The organism is Aeromonas sp. 95A, from assembly GCF_051919235.1.
Classification (GTDB): domain Bacteria; phylum Pseudomonadota; class Gammaproteobacteria; order Enterobacterales; family Aeromonadaceae; genus Aeromonas; species Aeromonas veronii.
Genome location: NZ_JBQBFC010000001.1, coordinates 1,258,841 through 1,274,459 on the forward strand (window position 1 = coordinate 1,258,841; position 15,619 = coordinate 1,274,459).

Below are 15,619 nucleotides of genomic sequence, written 5' to 3' on the forward strand. Positions count from 1 at the left end.
TTGATTGCTCCGATTATGCCTTAGCCGTTGAACCGACTGCCAATCTGTTTGCTGAGATTCATCCTCTCCTCTCCTTAGCCGTAACGACCGGTAATGTAATCTTCGGTCTTTTTCTTGGCCGGGGTGGTGAAAATGGTGTTGGTATCCGAGTACTCGATAAGCTCGCCCATATACATAAAGGCGGTCTGATCCGACACGCGCGCAGCCTGTTGCATGTTGTGGGTCACGATCACCACGGTGAACTGGCTCTTGAGCTCGTTGATCAGCTCCTCGATGGTGAGGGTGGAGATGGGGTCGAGCGCCGAGGTCGGTTCATCGAGCAGCAACACTTCCGGCTCAATAGCGATGGCGCGGGCAATCACCAGACGCTGCTGCTGACCACCGGAGAGACCGAAGGCGTTGTCATGCAGACGATCCTTCACCTCGTCCCACAGGGCCGCACCGCGCAGGGAGCGCTCGGCCGCTTCATCCAGAGTGCGACGATCGTTGATCCCCTGCAGGCGCAGACCATAGACCACGTTCTCGTAGATGGACTTGGGGAACGGGTTCGGGCGCTGGAACACCATGCCCACCTGACGGCGCAGGGCGGAAACATCGACGCTCTTGTCATAGATGTTGTGGCCGTGCAGCTGGATTTCCCCCTCGATGCGGCAGATCTCCACCAGATCGTTCATCCGGTTGATGCAGCGCAGCAGGGTCGATTTGCCACAGCCTGACGGGCCGATAAAGGCGGTCACCTGCCCTTTGGGGATCTTCATGTTGACGTTGAACAGCGCCTGCTTGCTGCCGTAGTACAGGTTGAGATCCTTCACCTCCAGCGCGGTCTGCTCCGGGGTCAGGTTGAGCAGGTCCAGCGCGGTGTGCTGGGTAGACGTGGTCGTTACGTTGATCATCTGTTACCTCAAAATCTATCTGGAGTGGCCGGACAGCTGCCGGCGCCCCTCACGTATTGGTGCAGAGAGATGGCGGCTCGCGCTCGGCCGCCCCTCTGTTATCTCACTCTTGTATCACTCAAGCGGCGCCGGATTAATGCTCCAGCGACCGGAATTTCTCGCGCAAGTGGTTACGAATACCGATAGCGGTCAGGTTCAGACCCACGATCACCGTCACCAGCAGGAAGGAGGTGGCGTAGACCAGCGGGCGGGCCGCCTCGACGTTGGGGCTCTGGAAGCCGACGTCATAGATGTGGAAGCCCAGGTGCATGAACTTGCGCTCCACATGCAGATACGGGAAGTTGCCATCCATCGGCAGGGTCGGTGCCAGTTTTACCACCCCCACCAGCATCAGCGGCGCCACTTCACCGGCTGCACGGGCAATAGCCAGAATAAGGCCGGTCATGATGGCCGGGCTCGCCATCGGCAGCACAATGCGCCACAGGGTCTCGGCCTGGGTGGCGCCCAGTGCCAACGAGCCCTGACGGATGGTGCTCGGGATCCGCGCCAGCCCCTCTTCGGTGGAGACAATCACCACCGGCAGGGTCAGGATGGCCAGGGTCAGCGCCGACCAGATCACGCCGGGTGAGCCAAAGGTCGGGCTCGGCAGCGCTTCCGGGTAGAAAAGCTGGTCTAACGAACCGCCGAGTGTGTAGACGAAGAAGCCCAGACCAAACACGCCGTAGACGATGGAGGGCACGCCCGCCAGGTTGATCACCGCAATGCGGATAAGCTTGGTCAGACTGTTCTTGCCCGCATACTCGTGCAGATAAACCGCTGCCACCACCCCCAGCGGGGTCACGATGATCGCCATCAGGATAACCATGAAGACGGTACCGAAGATGGCCGGGAACACCCCGCCCTCGGTGTTGGCTTCGCGAGGCTCACCGGAAACAAACTTGCCAATCTGATGGAACCAGTGACCCACCTTGGCCAGCAGGCTCATGTCGTTGGGCCATACCACGTCCAGTACCTTGGACATCGGCATGGTCACCAGCTCGCCACGCATATCCTTGACGGTGATGGCGTCGCGATCGGCTTGGCTACGCAGAGAGAAGAGCTCTTTTTCCAGCACCTGATAACGATCGTTGAGGGCCTGACGCTCGCTGGCCAGCTCCACTTTGAGCTGATCAGTCAGCTCATTTTCAAGCTCTGCTTTACGTTCCTTGAGGCGCAACTTCTCTAATTGGTAGTTGATGGCGCCAATGGGGCCTTTTTGTAACTCATTGGCTTGTTCAGACAAACCGTTGCTTCGAGCCAGCATCCGCTTGAGCACTTTGTGCAAATCTTGCTCATACACGACGCCATCTTCCTTGGCCTCTACCACATAGCCATAGAAGTTGCCGTTGGTAGTACGCTCTATCATTGCCATCTCGACAGGAAGAGCCTGAGACTTGATATCAGTCTCCAGAACCCAGCGAAAATCGAGGTCAACGAACTCGCGGTTGCCGGTCTTGACCAGATAACGGGTCAACACCTCACGTTCTTCACCTTCCAATGGCAATCCTGCGGCTCGCAGGCGTTCAACCGGCACCAGCTCACTGTCATTGATTTCACCAACCAACACACTCTTGTTACCGCTGGCGTCTTCCAGTTGCCACTCATAGATAGGGTGGGGCCAGAAGTAGACCAGACCACGCCAGCCGATCAGCAACAACAGACCCAGTACCGCTACCAGGCTCAGGCTGACGGCACCGCCGGTCATCCAGATCCAGGGGGCCCCTGATTTAAACCACTTACCCATTGTCGATTCCTTGCCCGTTACATGGAGCTGTATTTTTCACGCAACCGCTGGCGGACAAACTCGGCCAGGGTGTTGAAGAAAAAGGTGAACACAAACAGTACGAAGGCCGCGAGGAACAGCACTCGATAGTGGGAGCTGCCCACTTCCGACTCCGGCATCTCCACCGCAATGTTGGCGGCGAGGGTACGCAACCCCTGGAACATGGAGAAATCCATAATGGGGGTGTTGCCAGTGGCCATCAGCACGATCATGGTCTCACCCACGGCGCGGCCAAGCCCCATCATCACCGCAGAGAAGATGCCCGGGCTCGCGGTGAGGATCACCACCCGGCTCAGGGTCTGCCACGGGGTGGCCCCCAGCGCCAGCGAGCCCTGAGTCAGATGCTTGGGCACCGAGAAGACCGCATCTTCTGCAATGGAGAAGATGGTGGGGATGACCGCAAAGCCCATGGCGATACCGACCACCAGCGAGTTGCGCTGGTCAAATTTGATCCCCATTACATTGGTGAGCCAGCTACGGGTATCACCACCGAAAAACGCATTTTCTACGACAGGACTGAGAGTAAGAGCCATCCAGCCAATCAGAATAACGACAGGGATCAGTAAGACGGCTTGACTGCCCTCAGGCACACTTTGCTTGAGAGTGTCAGGCAACAGATGCCATAGCAGAGCTGCAAGCAGCATCCCCATCGGCAGCATCACCAGCATCATAAAAATGCCCGGCAGGTAATCTTCCACAATGGGAGCAAGCCACAAACCAGCCAGGAAACCGAGGATAACCGTTGGCAATGCCTCCATGATCTCGATGGTCGGTTTAACAAACTTGCGCATCCCCGGAGACATGAAATAGGCGGTATAGATGGCACCGGCAATCCCGAGTGGTACAGCAAACAACAGCGCATAAAAAGCGGCTTTGAGAGTACCAAACGAAAGGGGTACCAAACTCAGCTTGGCTTCAAAGTCGTTGCTGGCGGAGGTGGATTGCCACACATACTGGGGCTCCGGATACCCTTCGTACCATACCTTTTGCCAGAGGGCAGACCAGGTCACTTCGGGGTGATCATTCTCAACCGTAAACAATTTGAAGGTGTCGCCTTGTTGCATCAACAGTGCATTGTGGCGTGGAGAGATGGCCAGGGCAGAAAGCTCCCCCCCTTCTACTGTTTCGGTCAGCAGCTTGGTCTCGCCGGTGGCGTGGAAGAAGCTGATGATGCCGTCCTTGTCGGCACTGATGAAGCCTTTGCGAAAGTGCTCGGGAGTCAACAGATCCACGGCGCCATCACCCTTGAAATCACGGATCTGGGTGAACTGACGTTTGCCATCCTTTGCCACTTCAAACCACTGGGAGATGACGCCGTTGTCATTACCTACCAGCAGCGAAGAAGCGCCAGCCAGCAGCTCGACCCGGGTCACGTTGGCGTTGGTAGCATTGATCTCCAGCACGTTGCGCAGGGAGATCTCGCTCAGGTTATGAATGTCATAGACGGAGAGACGATTACCCTGACGTACAAAGAGGATGCGCAGATTGGGGGTCAGCAACATCTGATCCACATGACGCGGCAAAGAGGGAATCGTGTAGTTTTCACTGCTCCACTCAATCTCCCCGGAGATGAAGTTCTCCTCGCCGCTCATCACAGTCATCACGCCACGACCATCTTCGGTCACGGCAGCGGTCGCCATCTTGTCCTTGGTGGCTTCGAACACCATCCGTTGCAGCGCCTTCCCTTGCGGGTCGATCACCACAGGCTCTTCACCGAAGGGATATTTCAGGCTGGGTTCAATCACCCGCACATCGTTGGGATAGGAGACCTTGAACGCAGGCTGGACAACCAGTGCCTTGCCATCGGCAAAGCCGTAGGCAATCAGCTTTTGGCCCGGCGCCGGCGTTGTGGCCGTGCTGATGTCGCCAGCAACCTGGGCTTGGCCCAGTGACTGGCCAACCTTGATCTTGTCATCTCCTTGTAGCGCGAAGAAGTTGACCTGACCTTTATCGCTGAAGCGATAGCCGATCTCGTTCTGCTCTTCCATGCCGAGCCAGGCTGTCTTCCCTGCGACGGGCAGGGTAAACGAGGTGGCCGGCTCCATGGAGGCGCCATTGAAGATGGGTTTCACCACATAGAGCAGATAAAAGAAGATAAGCAGCAGCGCCACCAGTACCAGGGCTCCGCCTGTGGTGACGCCATATTTGGCCAATTTATCCTTGATCCGGCGTTTTCTACTGCCCGCCATGACCAGGTTTAACGATTCCGATGACATGCAAGACCTCAATGTAAGCTAGGCTTCGCGGCATTATATGGCGGTTGCATGACAGTTTTGTTACATCGAGAGCGCTTTAACAGAGGTTGTTAACGGAAAAATGGGCGGGGATCCTTTCGAAGGAAGATGGACGCAATATGTTGTTTATAAAGGGATATTTATGAGGATAATCAGCAAGGGCAGCCTGCGCTGCCCCCGAATGATTCAGGAAAGGGTATCGTTTGATTGTTGCAGCGCCAGTTTGGCCGCCTTTTTCTCGGCGCGACGGCGCTTGAAGAAGGCCGACAACTGGGCCGAGCAGGCATCGGCCAGCACACCGCCGGTCAGCTCGACGCTGTGATTGTGGCGCGGGTCCTGCAAGATCTCGAACACCGACCCCGCGGCACCGGTCTTGAGATCTCGGGCGCCGTAAACCACCCGCTTGATCCGGCTATGGATCAGCGCACCGGCACACATACAGCAGGGCTCCAGCGTCACATAAAGAGTGGTGTCGAGCAGCCGGTAGTTCGCCAGCTGCTTGCCCGCCGCCCGGATTGCCATCACCTCGGCATGGGCACAAGCGTCGTGTTCGCTGATGGAGCGGTTCCACCCCTCGCCCACCACCTGACCATCCAGCACCAGTACGGCACCGACCGGGATCTCGCCAATCCCTTCGGCCCGGGCGGCCAATGCCATGGCATGGCGCATCCACTGTTCGTCCTGCTCGGTTTGACACTGTGTCTCTGGGATCTCTGATGGTTTCACGCCCATCCCCTCTTTATATTGTTCAATTGTGCTGTTTGCATTCCAGCTATTCATACCTGTCAGATGATTCCATAGATAGCAGGCATGATAGCTCGCGGTGACAGGGCTGCGATTATGCCAAATCTGCACGTCAGACCCAAGCCGCATCCCGACTGAGCAATAAAGAAGCAATCGGCATCTCTATGATAAAAAAGGAGTTGCACCCGTTTGGCCATGCTATTAGACTTCCTCCCCGTCAGCCGAGTCTGACTCCGTCGGTGTGTAGCGCAGCCAGGTAGCGCATCTGCATGGGGTGTAGAGGGTCGGAGGTTCGAATCCTCTCACACCGACCATTTTCCCCGAGAATAGCCCAGTCAAACGACTGGGCTATTTTTTTGCCTCCGATTTATCCTCCTGACAACGTCAGCCCATCAAGAACAAAAAACACTCAGAACCACTTGAATCTTTTTGCCGAACTCATTAAGATGCGCAACTTTCCGCCGGTAGACAACACAGGGAGGTGGAAACACGAGTGAAGGGATCACTGTCCGGCTTGCGTGCAACACAGGACCAGGCATGAACCAGAACACCGATTTCGCACCCGCCATTACGCTTTATTCCGTTCCTCACGACACCCCTTGCCACACCGAAAGCGAAAATGAACAGGTCATCCAGCTGGATGTGATCGATCTGGCCGAGCCGGATGATGACTATTGAGCACGGCCAGATGGCCGCTCAATCACTGGGGCATCGCCTGTTCAACACACTCAGTTTCACACACTTGGCGAGAAATCTGCAAAAAACGACAAACTGCTAATTCTATCAAGGATGGCAGTATTATTGACTGATGTATCTCCCCCTTCCCTCTCCGGCATTCCCCCCGACAACTGATACAAACCTACGTTATTGCGCTTCACTTTCCATCGTTGCAACCGCTGGTGCCAACAGAGCCTGCATCACCACACCAAGTTTAAAACGCACGTTCACCAATCAGGTCTAGCATTAGCAAAACATTCATTGCCACATTCAAACGCGCTTTATACGGCTGTTTTGGCAAAGCCTGGAGTTAGGTCGGGATTTGTTTTTGCATTTGTAATTTTATTACGTAATAAGTTACAAAATGAGGGTCAGGGTAACGGCCCAAATTAGCCGTTGTCCGATGGGAAAAAGCAGGAGCATAACCATCTGCGTAGAGCTTTTACACCAACCCAATAAAACAATAAAAAACATCAACTTAACCATATCCAAAAAACAGGTGTTTAAAAAAAACTGTTGACGTACTCAACAATATTTCGCACCTTATCAATCGTGTTACCCCGTTGTTGCGGGAACGTTTCAGGAACAGGGATTCGACTTTAGTCGTAGTTAGTAAGTTCAAAATGTAATTCTCAAAGGAGTGAACCTTATGTCGGCACCGGCTCAGACCCACTGCAGCGCCCGCCTTCGCATCCAGGGCGAGATGCAGCCCGAATACGCGCAAATTCTGACGCCGGACTCGGTGGCTCTGGTCTCCGAACTGGTGGAACGTTTTGCTCCCCAAAGAGGGGAATTGCTGAAACAACGTGTGGCACGCCAGGCCCGTATCGATGGCGGCGAGCTGCCGGACTTCCTGCCGGAAACCGCCCACATCCGTGAAGGTGACTGGACCATTCGCGGCATTCCCGCCGACCTGCAAGACCGCCGTGTGGAGATCACCGGCCCGGTCGAGCGCAAGATGGTGATCAACGCCCTCAACGCCAACGTCAAGGTGTTCATGGCGGATTTCGAGGATTCGCTGGCCCCCGCCTGGAATAAGGTGATCGAGGGTCAAATCAACCTGCGTGATGCGGTCAACGGCACCATCTCTTACACCAGTCCGGAAGGAAAGGCCTACACCCTGACCCCCAATCCGGCGGTACTCATCTGCCGGGTACGCGGTCTGCACTTGCCGGAAAAACATGTCACCTTTGATGGCGAGCCGATCCCCGGCGGTCTGTTCGATTTTGCCCTCTATTTCCTGCACAACTACCAAGCGCTGCTGTCCAAAGGCTCGGGCCCCTACTTCTACGTGCCCAAGTTGCAGAGCCATCTGGAAGGGCGTTGGTGGAGCGAAGTGTTCTCCTGGACCGAGGACAAGTTCGGTCTGCCCCGCGGCACCATCAAGGCCACCGTGCTGATTGAAACCCTGCCAGCCGTGTTCGAGATGGATGAGCTGCTCTATCAAATGAAGGATCACATCGTCGCGCTGAACTGCGGCCGCTGGGACTACATCTTCAGCTATATCAAAACCTTGAAGAACCATCCGGATCGGGTACTGCCTGATCGTCAGGTGGTGACCATGGACAAACCGTTCCTCTCCGCCTACTCGCGGCTGCTGATCAAAACCTGTCACAAGCGCGGTGCGCTGGCGATGGGGGGTATGGCCGCCTTTATTCCGGCCAAGGACGCGACCGTCAACGAACAGGTGTTTGCCAAGGTCAAGGCCGACAAAGAACGCGAAGCCAACAACGGCCACGACGGTACCTGGGTCGCCCACCCTGGCCTCGCTGATACCGCCATGGCGGTGTTCAATGCCACCATTGCGGCTGGCGCCAAGAACCAGATCGGCGTACTGCGCGAGCAGGATGCCCCCATCACTGCCGCCGACCTGCTGGCCCCCTGTGAGGGCGAGCGCACCGAAGCAGGCATGCGTACAAATATCCGGGTCGCCCTGCAATATCTGGAGGCCTGGATCAACGGCAACGGCTGCGTGCCCATCTACGGTCTGATGGAAGATGCCGCCACCGCCGAAATCTCCCGCACCTCCATCTGGCAGTGGATCCGCCACGGCAAGAGTCTGTCGAATGGCAAGGTGGTGACCAAAGAGCTGTTCCGCCAGATGCTGGCCGAGGAGTTGGAGGTTGTCAAAGCCGAGGTGGGTACTGCGCGCTGGCAGGCAGGACGCTTTGCCGAGGCAAGCGAGCTGATGGAAGAGATCACCTGCGCCGATACCCTGATCGATTTTCTGACGCTGCCCGGTTACGAGCGGCTCTGAATCACGGGCCCCCAGCGGGGCTCGCCAATAACAAGTCAATGGAAACGTGAAATCAATGAAAGAGGGAACTGATATGGCACTGACCCGTGAGCAACAGATCCAGGCTATCGAGAAAGACTGGGCGGAAAACCCCCGCTGGAAAGGGATCAAGCGCGGCTACAGCGCCGAAGACGTGGTGAATCTGCGCGGCAGCTTGCAGCCGGTGCACACCCTGGCCCAGCGTGGAGCCGACAAGCTGTGGGGTCTGATCCACGGCGACGCCAAGAAAGGCTATGTCAACTGCCTCGGCGCCCTGACCGGTGGTCAGGCAGTGCAGCAGGCCAAGGCGGGGATCGAGGCGATCTACCTCTCCGGCTGGCAGGTGGCGGCGGACAACAACTTGTCCTCCACCATGTATCCGGATCAGTCCCTCTACCCGGCCAACTCGGTACCGTCCGTGGTGGAGCGCATCAACAACTCCTTCGCCCGTGCCGACCAGATCCAGTGGGCCAACAAGGTTGGGCCGCAGGATGAGGGCTTTATCGACTACTTCCTGCCGATCGTGGCCGATGCGGAAGCCGGTTTCGGCGGTGTGCTTAACGCCTTCGAACTGATGAAGGGAATGATTGAAGCGGGCGCCGCTGGCGTGCACTTCGAAGATCAGCTTGCTTCGGTCAAGAAGTGCGGCCATATGGGCGGCAAGGTACTGGTACCTACTCAGGAAGCGGTGCAGAAGCTTGTTGCCGCTCGTCTCGCAGCCGATGTATGCGGCACCACTACGCTAGTGATCGCCCGTACCGATGCCAACGCCGCTGACCTGCTGACCACCGACGCCGACCCGTACGATGCAGACTTCCTGACTGGCGAGCGCACTGCTGAAGGGTTCTACAAGGTGCGTGCCGGTATCGATCAGGCCATCGCTCGCGGTCTGGCTTACGCCCCCTACGCCGACATGGTGTGGTGTGAAACCGCCAAACCGGATCTGGATGAAGCGCGTAAATTTGCCGAAGCAATCAAGGCCAAGTTCCCGGATCGCATCCTGGCCTACAACTGCTCCCCGAGCTTCAACTGGAAGAAGAATCTGGACGATGCCACCATCGCCCGCTTCCAGCAGGAGCTCTCCGATATGGGTTACAAGTACCAGTTCATCACCCTCGCGGGTATCCACAACATGTGGTTCCACATGTACGAACTGGCCTACCAGTACGCCCGTGGCGAAGGGATGAAGCACTACGTCGAGATGGTGCAGGAGCCGGAATTTGCCGCCGCCAGCCGTGGCTACACCTTCGTGGCACACCAGCAGGAGGTTGGTACCGGTTACTTCGACAAGGTGACCACCGTCATTCAGGGTGGCCAATCCTCGGTGACCGCACTGACCGGCTCCACCGAAGAAGATCAGTTCCACTAATAAGAGAGCTGCCTTGAAATAGCAAAACCCCGGCCTGATGCCGGGGTTTCTTTTTATCTGCCATTCAAACGAAAGTCAGGCCACAACCGCACACCGCAGAGAGGATCAGAGCTCGAGGATCTCTTTGACAAAGGGAATGGTCAGCTTGCGCTTGGCGCGAAATGAGGCGTTGTCGAGCTGATTTAGGGTGGTGAGCAGGGTGCGCATATCGCGGGAGAGTCGGTTGAGCAGGAAGCGGCCCACATCGATGGGCAGTTTGAAGCCCCGCAGCTCGGCACGCAGCTGCAGGGCACTGAGCTTGCCTTCGTCATCCAGCTCTTCGAGATGGAAACTCACCCCCCAGTCGAGGCGCGAAGCGAGATCCGGCAGCTGCAGTCCCAGTTTGCGCGGTGCGCTGCAGCCGGTGACCACCAGCGTCCCCTCCCCCTTCTCCTGCCAGCGATTGTAAAAGTCAAACAGCGCCCGCTCCCACACGGCATTGCCGGCGATCGCCTCAAGGCTGTCGAGACAGACCAGCGGCAAGCTTTCGAGGGCATCGAGCATGCTGGGATCGAGCTGTTCAAATTGATCGAGGGAAAGATAGGCCGCCGCCGCATCGCGGGCGTTGACCTCGGCACAGGTGGCGTGGAGCAGATGAGAGCGTCCGGATCCCTTGGCTCCCCAGAAATAGAGGAAAGGCGATCCCTGACCGATGGCCGCGTTTTTGAGGGCGGTGATCAGATGAGCATTGTTGCCGGGATAAAAACTGACGAAGGTTTCATCATCCGGTAGTTGTACGGCTAAAGACAGTTGGGCCGGTTGCTTCACTCGTTGGGCTTTGACTGTGACATTTGTGGCTAAGTGTATCATCGCAAAGGCAGATAGAGAACCGCCCGGACAAGCCGGGCGGTCTACAAAAGCCTTATAAAATCAGGGCTGCGACCATTGGTAACGCAAACCGCTGCCATTATCGTCAACCTTGCGCAAACGACTCTCAAGTTGCAGCGCCCGCACCAATTCGGCCTGCTCCCCTTGCAGGGTAAAGTTGAAGGTGACCTGGTCCCCCTCCAGCTTGCCGATCGCCACCTTGCTGACGTTGGCCATCCCCTGCAGCATCTTCTGCACGGCGATCATGCTGTCCACTTCGGAGAGGCCATCTACCACCAGGGTCTGGCTGGTTGCCGGACCAGAAATGCGGGCACCGTAGTTTTTCACTAGCCAGGCCGCCAGGGTATCGGCAAACCCTTGCGCCACTTCGGCCTGAGTGCCGGTGCTATTGCCACGGGTCAGCTCGGCCACTTCACCGGCCGCTTTGGGGCCGTAGAGTCCCCAATCGATGCTCCACTTGTCACCTTCAGGAGTCAGCTTGCCCAACACCACCATCTCGGCGCCATAGCGCTGGCTTGCCTGTAAAATCGGGTCGGCAAAGCGTCCCCAGACGTCGGTGGCACTGACCGCCATGTTGTCATCGAGATCCATCAGCGGAATGCTGATGGGTAGCCCCAGCGTCTGGGCCTGCTCGCGCAAGGCTTGCGCCCAACCATCGCTGGATTGATCCGCCAGCAAGCGACGCTCACCCTGATCCACCACCAGCCAGATGGCCATTTGGGGACGCGCCGGGCCAAGCAGGGCAAACTGGCTCTCGGAGACCAGGCTGTTGACCTTGTCACTCTTGAACTCGGCTTTCAGATACTTGACGGAGTCCTGATCCTGATAGCCATAGCTTTTGACATAGTCGCCCGGCGCCGCCAGCGCCTTGACCACCACCGGCTGGGTGAGGATGTCGCGCTTGCCGGTCACCTTGATCAGCACCTGACCCAGTGCCTGCCCCTGAGCGGCCACCATGTCACCACTGGTCGGGGCCTTGCCCTGATAGAGGTCGGTCACCTGAGCGGCCGAGGCCATGAATGACAAGCCGCAGCAGAGGGCGGTCACAACACGTTTGAACATGAACAGAGTCTCGAAATGGGAGAGTGTGCTTATGGTAGCGGCAAGGCGCGTCCTGCGGCAAGGCTGGCACAAGCGGCCACAAACAGCAGAGCCGGCGATGCGCCGGCTCCGATCACCCCTTCCACATGGGAAGCAGGTCAAGGCATAAACTTATTTGGTACCGAAGATCTTGTCGCCTGCATCGCCCAGACCCGGCACGATGTAGCCTTTCTCGTTCAGCCCCTGGTCAACAGAAGCGCAGTAGAGCTCTACGTCGGGGTGAGCGGCTTCCAGCGCCTTGATCCCTTCCGGCGCGGCAACCAGTACCAGCACCTTGATGGATTGGCAGCCTTTCTTCTTCAGCAGATCGATGGTAGCGATCATGGAACCGCCGGTGGCCAGCATCGGATCGATGACCAGCGCCAGACGCTCTTCGATGTTGCTGACGATCTTCTCGAAATAGGGAACCGGTTGCAGGGTCTCTTCATCGCGGTAGATACCGACCACGCTGACGCGGGCACTCGGCATGTGCTCCAGCACGCCATCCATCATGCCAAGGCCGGCACGCAGGATGGGTACGACGGTTACCTTCTTGCCTTTGATCTGGTCAACTTCTACTGGCCCATTCCAGCCATCGATGATAACCTTCTCGGTTTCGAAGTCAGAGGTCGCTTCATAGGTCAACAAACTGCCCACTTCTTTGGCCAGTTCACGGAAACGCTTGGTGCTGATATCGCCTTCACGCATCAGACCGATCTTGTGTTTGACCAGGGGGTGTTTGACTTCAACGACTTTCATTATTATCTCCTCTAACCTGCCGCAAAAAAAATCGCGGAATCATACAACAAAAGCCACCGCTTGTAGAGCATTTCCGCGCAAAAACGCGCAAACGATTTCCTTTCTGGTTTTTCACCGCCACTGTTAGAATACGCCCCGAATTTTACCCTCCACTTCTTTACATGACGGGGAATACTCGTGACTGACAAAACCTCACTGAGCTACAAGGATGCTGGCGTAGATATCGATGCCGGCAATGCACTGGTTGAACGTATCAAGGGCGTGTCAAAGCGCACTCGTCGTCCTGAAGTCCTTGGTGGTCTTGGCGGCTTTGGGGCCTTGTGTCAAATCCCTGCGGGCTACAAGGAGCCGGTACTGGTCTCCGGTACCGATGGTGTGGGCACCAAGCTGCGGCTGGCCATCGACCTGAAGAAGCACGACACCGTGGGCATCGATCTGGTGGCCATGTGCGTCAATGACCTGATCGTACAGGGCGCCGAGCCGCTATTCTTCCTCGACTACTATGCAACCGGCAAGCTGGACGTGGACACCGCGGCCGCGGTGGTCACCGGGATCGGTGCCGGTTGCGAGCTGTCAGGCTGTGCCCTGGTGGGCGGCGAGACCGCCGAGATGCCGGGCATGTATGAAGGGGAAGACTACGACATCGCCGGTTTCTGCGTCGGTGTGGTGGAGAAGAGCGAAATCATCGACGGCAGCAAGGTCGGTGAAGGGGATGCCCTGATCGCGCTGGCCGCCAGCGGCCCTCACTCCAACGGCTTCTCCCTGATCCGTAAAATTCTGGAAGTCTCCAAAGCCGACGTGTATCAGCCGCTGGGTGACACCACTCTGGCCAACGCCCTGCTGGAACCGACCCGAATCTATGTGAAACCTGTGCTCAAGCTCATCAAGGAGTGCGAGATCCACGCCCTCTCCCACATCACAGGTGGCGGCTTCTGGGAGAACATCCCCCGTGTCCTGCCCGCCAACACCCAAGCGGTGATCGATGAGCAGAGCTGGCAGTGGCCGGCGGTGTTCAGCTGGCTGCAGCAGGCTGGCAACGTCACCCGTCACGAGATGTATCGCACCTTCAACTGCGGTGTCGGCATGATCATCGCCCTGCCCGCCAACCAGCTGGAGAAGGCGCTGACCCTGCTCAAGGCGGAAGGCGAGAACGCATGGCACATCGGTCATATCGCCAAGGCAGCAGACGGTGAGGAGCAGGTCGTCATCAAATGATGCGGATCCTCGTCCTAATCTCCGGCAGCGGCAGCAACCTACAGGCGATCCTCGACCACTGCGCCAGCGACAAGATTGCCGGTGAATTGGTCGGCGTCATCAGCAACAAGGCCGATGCCTATGGTCTGGTTCGCGCCAAAGAAGCGGGGGTGGCGACCTCCATTCTGGCCCAGCAGCAGTTTGCCAGCCGGGAGGAGTATGACGCCGCCCTGCTTGCGCTGATGGCAGACTATCAGCCGGATCTGGTGGTGCTGGCGGGGTTTATGCGGATATTGAGCGGCGATCTGGTGCGCCATTTCGCTGGCAGAATGATCAATATCCACCCCTCCCTGCTGCCCAAGTATCAGGGCCTGCACACCCACCAGCGCGCTATCGATGCCGGTGATAGTGAGCATGGCGCCAGCGTCCACTTCGTGACCGAAGAGCTGGACGGTGGCCCGGTGATCCTGCAGGCCCGCGTGCCCATCTTTGAAGGGGACACGGCGGGCGAGGTAGCAGCACGGGTACAGGCGCAGGAGCACAGCATCTATCCGCTGGTGGTGCGCTGGTTCTGCGAAGGCAGGCTGCAGATGGTAGATGGCGCAGTGCAACTGGATGGCGCCCTGCTGGGCCCAGCTGGTTACGCCTGCGAGTAACAGCTAACAACTGCATGTCAGATACAACAAGGGAGGCTTAGGCCTCCCTTGTCATTTCTACCTACCGCACGATGGCAGCGGTTAGGTCGGATTACTCGGCCAAGCGACCCTACACCGGATTGTCGATATCGATAAAGGTCACATCCAGCCCGTGCACAGTCGCCAGCCACTCCCCCAGCGCCTTGACGCCGTAACGCTCTGTGGCGTGATGGCCAGCGGCGTAGAAGTGCATCCCCATCTCGCGAGCGGTGTGAATGGTCTGCTCGGAGGCTTCACCGGAGATAAAGGCATCGATGCCCTGCTCCGCCGCCAGATTGATGTAGCTCTGACCGCCGCCGGTGCACCAGGCCACGGAACGGATAAGCTCGGGGCCGGTATCGCCACAATAGAGTGGTTCACGGCCAAGGCGCTCGGCAATCAGCTTGGCAAAATCGCGGCCGCTCATCGGCTCTTCCAGCTTGCCCACCATGGCGACGCTCTTGCTGTTCCACGGCTCCAGACCACGACGCACCTTGATGTCGAGCAGCTTGGCGAGCTGGGCGTTGTTACCCACCTCGGGATGGACATCCAGCGGCAAATGGTAGGCAAACAGGTTGATATCGTGGGTCAGCAGGGTCTTGAGCCGACGCTGCTTCATGCCGGTGATCTGGGCCGGTTCACCGCTCCAGAAGTAGCCGTGATGGACCAGGATGGCATCGGCCTCGGCAGCCACCGCCGCGTCGATAAGCGCCTGACTGGCGGTGACACCGGTCACCACCTTGCGAATACGCTCACGCCCCTCCACTTGCAAGCCGTTGGGGCAGTAATCCTTGATGGCGTGCGGTTCGAGCAGATGGTTCAGTACGGTTTCGAGTTTTCGATGAGAGATCATAGGGGTCCCTTATTAAGGCTCGGTCCCCTGCTTTACCAATAAAAACAGGGCCCAGGCTCAAAGCGCCAAGGGCCCCATGATAATCGAGCCGGGCCGCCAAGACCATGACAGCCCCCACACAGTGCGGTTTCCCTCCCG

General features: G+C 57.7%; 13 protein-coding genes and 1 tRNA gene. 6 read left to right on the top strand and 8 right to left on the bottom strand.

The annotated features are described in order from the left end of the window. Nucleotides 1–74: 74 nt before the first annotated feature. The 4 genes from pstB to tadA all read right to left on the bottom strand — a co-directional run bounded on the left by pstB (nucleotide 75) and on the right by tadA (nucleotide 5,681). Nucleotides 75–893: a phosphate ABC transporter ATP-binding protein PstB gene (pstB, locus tag ACTG2U_RS05460; RefSeq protein ID WP_005334102.1), complete on the bottom strand. Its 819-nt coding sequence runs from the start codon at nucleotides 891–893 to the stop codon at nucleotides 75–77. Between the two features lie 133 nt (nucleotides 894–1,026). Beyond that, entirely contained in the window at nucleotides 1,027–2,676 is a 1,650-nt protein-coding gene (gene pstA / locus ACTG2U_RS05465) for a phosphate ABC transporter permease PstA (RefSeq protein WP_047437676.1), read from the bottom strand. Nucleotides 2,677–2,693: 17 nt separating this feature from the next. After that, nucleotides 2,694–4,931, bottom strand: coding sequence for an ABC transporter permease subunit (locus ACTG2U_RS05470; protein ID WP_069527165.1), 2,238 nt, complete (start codon nucleotides 4,929–4,931; stop codon nucleotides 2,694–2,696). A gap of 204 nt (nucleotides 4,932–5,135) precedes the next feature. Next, nucleotides 5,136–5,681, bottom strand: coding sequence for a tRNA adenosine(34) deaminase TadA (gene tadA / locus ACTG2U_RS05475; RefSeq protein WP_421329499.1), 546 nt, complete (start codon nucleotides 5,679–5,681; stop codon nucleotides 5,136–5,138). 249 nt (nucleotides 5,682–5,930) lie between these two features. Between tadA and ACTG2U_RS05480 the strand changes: the two genes are divergently transcribed. The 4 genes from ACTG2U_RS05480 (at nucleotide 5,931) to aceA (ending at nucleotide 10,054) form a co-directional block, all read left to right on the top strand. After that, a tRNA-Pro gene (locus ACTG2U_RS05480) sits at nucleotides 5,931–6,007 on the top strand. A gap of 223 nt (nucleotides 6,008–6,230) precedes the next feature. After that, on the top strand, nucleotides 6,231–6,371 hold the full coding sequence (locus ACTG2U_RS05485; protein WP_005334106.1) for a hypothetical protein: 141 nt from the start codon (nucleotides 6,231–6,233) through the stop codon (nucleotides 6,369–6,371). A gap of 688 nt (nucleotides 6,372–7,059) precedes the next feature. Beyond that, the gene (gene aceB, locus ACTG2U_RS05490; protein WP_439974167.1) at nucleotides 7,060–8,667 is read left to right on the top strand and encodes a malate synthase A; all 1,608 of its coding nucleotides are present in this window, start codon (nucleotides 7,060–7,062) and stop codon (nucleotides 8,665–8,667) included. Nucleotides 8,668–8,740: 73 nt separating this feature from the next. Continuing rightward, the gene (gene aceA, locus ACTG2U_RS05495; RefSeq protein ID WP_005344572.1) at nucleotides 8,741–10,054 is read left to right on the top strand and encodes an isocitrate lyase; all 1,314 of its coding nucleotides are present in this window, start codon (nucleotides 8,741–8,743) and stop codon (nucleotides 10,052–10,054) included. Nucleotides 10,055–10,159: 105 nt separating this feature from the next. On the opposite strand, the gene hda is transcribed toward aceA, so the two are convergent. From hda to upp, 3 genes are all read right to left on the bottom strand, one after another. Next, the gene (gene hda / locus ACTG2U_RS05500; RefSeq protein ID WP_013723920.1) at nucleotides 10,160–10,861 is read right to left on the bottom strand and encodes a DnaA inactivator Hda; all 702 of its coding nucleotides are present in this window, start codon (nucleotides 10,859–10,861) and stop codon (nucleotides 10,160–10,162) included. 102 nt (nucleotides 10,862–10,963) lie between these two features. Then, on the bottom strand, nucleotides 10,964–11,983 hold the full coding sequence (locus ACTG2U_RS05505; RefSeq protein ID WP_103250551.1) for a DUF2066 domain-containing protein: 1,020 nt from the start codon (nucleotides 11,981–11,983) through the stop codon (nucleotides 10,964–10,966). A 150-nt stretch (nucleotides 11,984–12,133) separates the two neighbouring features. Beyond that, the gene (gene upp / locus ACTG2U_RS05510) at nucleotides 12,134–12,760 is read right to left on the bottom strand and encodes a uracil phosphoribosyltransferase (protein WP_005334115.1); all 627 of its coding nucleotides are present in this window, start codon (nucleotides 12,758–12,760) and stop codon (nucleotides 12,134–12,136) included. Nucleotides 12,761–12,937: 177 nt separating this feature from the next. Here upp and purM point away from each other — a divergent pair, with 177 nt between their 5' ends. Beyond that, the gene (purM, locus tag ACTG2U_RS05515; RefSeq protein ID WP_439974168.1) at nucleotides 12,938–13,975 is read left to right on the top strand and encodes a phosphoribosylformylglycinamidine cyclo-ligase; all 1,038 of its coding nucleotides are present in this window, start codon (nucleotides 12,938–12,940) and stop codon (nucleotides 13,973–13,975) included. Further along, nucleotides 13,972–14,610, top strand: a complete 639-nt coding sequence (purN, locus tag ACTG2U_RS05520; RefSeq protein WP_439974169.1) for a phosphoribosylglycinamide formyltransferase — start codon at nucleotides 13,972–13,974, stop codon at nucleotides 14,608–14,610. The genes purM and purN overlap by 4 nt, the downstream gene beginning before the upstream one ends. Nucleotides 14,611–14,719: 109 nt before the next feature. Here purN and ACTG2U_RS05525 read toward each other — a convergent pair whose 3' ends face one another. Continuing rightward, nucleotides 14,720–15,481, bottom strand: a complete 762-nt coding sequence (locus tag ACTG2U_RS05525; protein WP_005350685.1) for a Nif3-like dinuclear metal center hexameric protein — start codon at nucleotides 15,479–15,481, stop codon at nucleotides 14,720–14,722. Nucleotides 15,482–15,619: the final 138 nt, after the last annotated feature.

Bases quoted from the DNA above. Each gene is read 5' to 3' on its own strand.
- purN (WP_439974169.1), top strand. From the start codon at position 13,972: ATGATGCGGATCCTCGTCCTAATCTCCGGCAGCGGCAGCAACCTACAG.
- tadA (WP_421329499.1), bottom strand. From the start codon at position 5,681: ATGGGCGTGAAACCATCAGAGATCCCAGAGACACAGTGTCAAACCGAG.
- ACTG2U_RS05525 (WP_005350685.1), bottom strand. From the start codon at position 15,481: ATGATCTCTCATCGAAAACTCGAAACCGTACTGAACCATCTGCTCGAA.
- aceB (WP_439974167.1), top strand. From the start codon at position 7,060: ATGTCGGCACCGGCTCAGACCCACTGCAGCGCCCGCCTTCGCATCCAG.
- ACTG2U_RS05485 (WP_005334106.1), top strand. From the start codon at position 6,231: ATGAACCAGAACACCGATTTCGCACCCGCCATTACGCTTTATTCCGTT.
- ACTG2U_RS05470 (WP_069527165.1), bottom strand. From the start codon at position 4,931: ATGTCATCGGAATCGTTAAACCTGGTCATGGCGGGCAGTAGAAAACGC.
- pstA (WP_047437676.1), bottom strand. From the start codon at position 2,676: ATGGGTAAGTGGTTTAAATCAGGGGCCCCCTGGATCTGGATGACCGGC.
- upp (WP_005334115.1), bottom strand. From the start codon at position 12,760: ATGAAAGTCGTTGAAGTCAAACACCCCCTGGTCAAACACAAGATCGGT.
- aceA (WP_005344572.1), top strand. From the start codon at position 8,741: ATGGCACTGACCCGTGAGCAACAGATCCAGGCTATCGAGAAAGACTGG.
- pstB (WP_005334102.1), bottom strand. From the start codon at position 893: ATGATCAACGTAACGACCACGTCTACCCAGCACACCGCGCTGGACCTG.
- ACTG2U_RS05505 (WP_103250551.1), bottom strand. From the start codon at position 11,983: ATGTTCAAACGTGTTGTGACCGCCCTCTGCTGCGGCTTGTCATTCATG.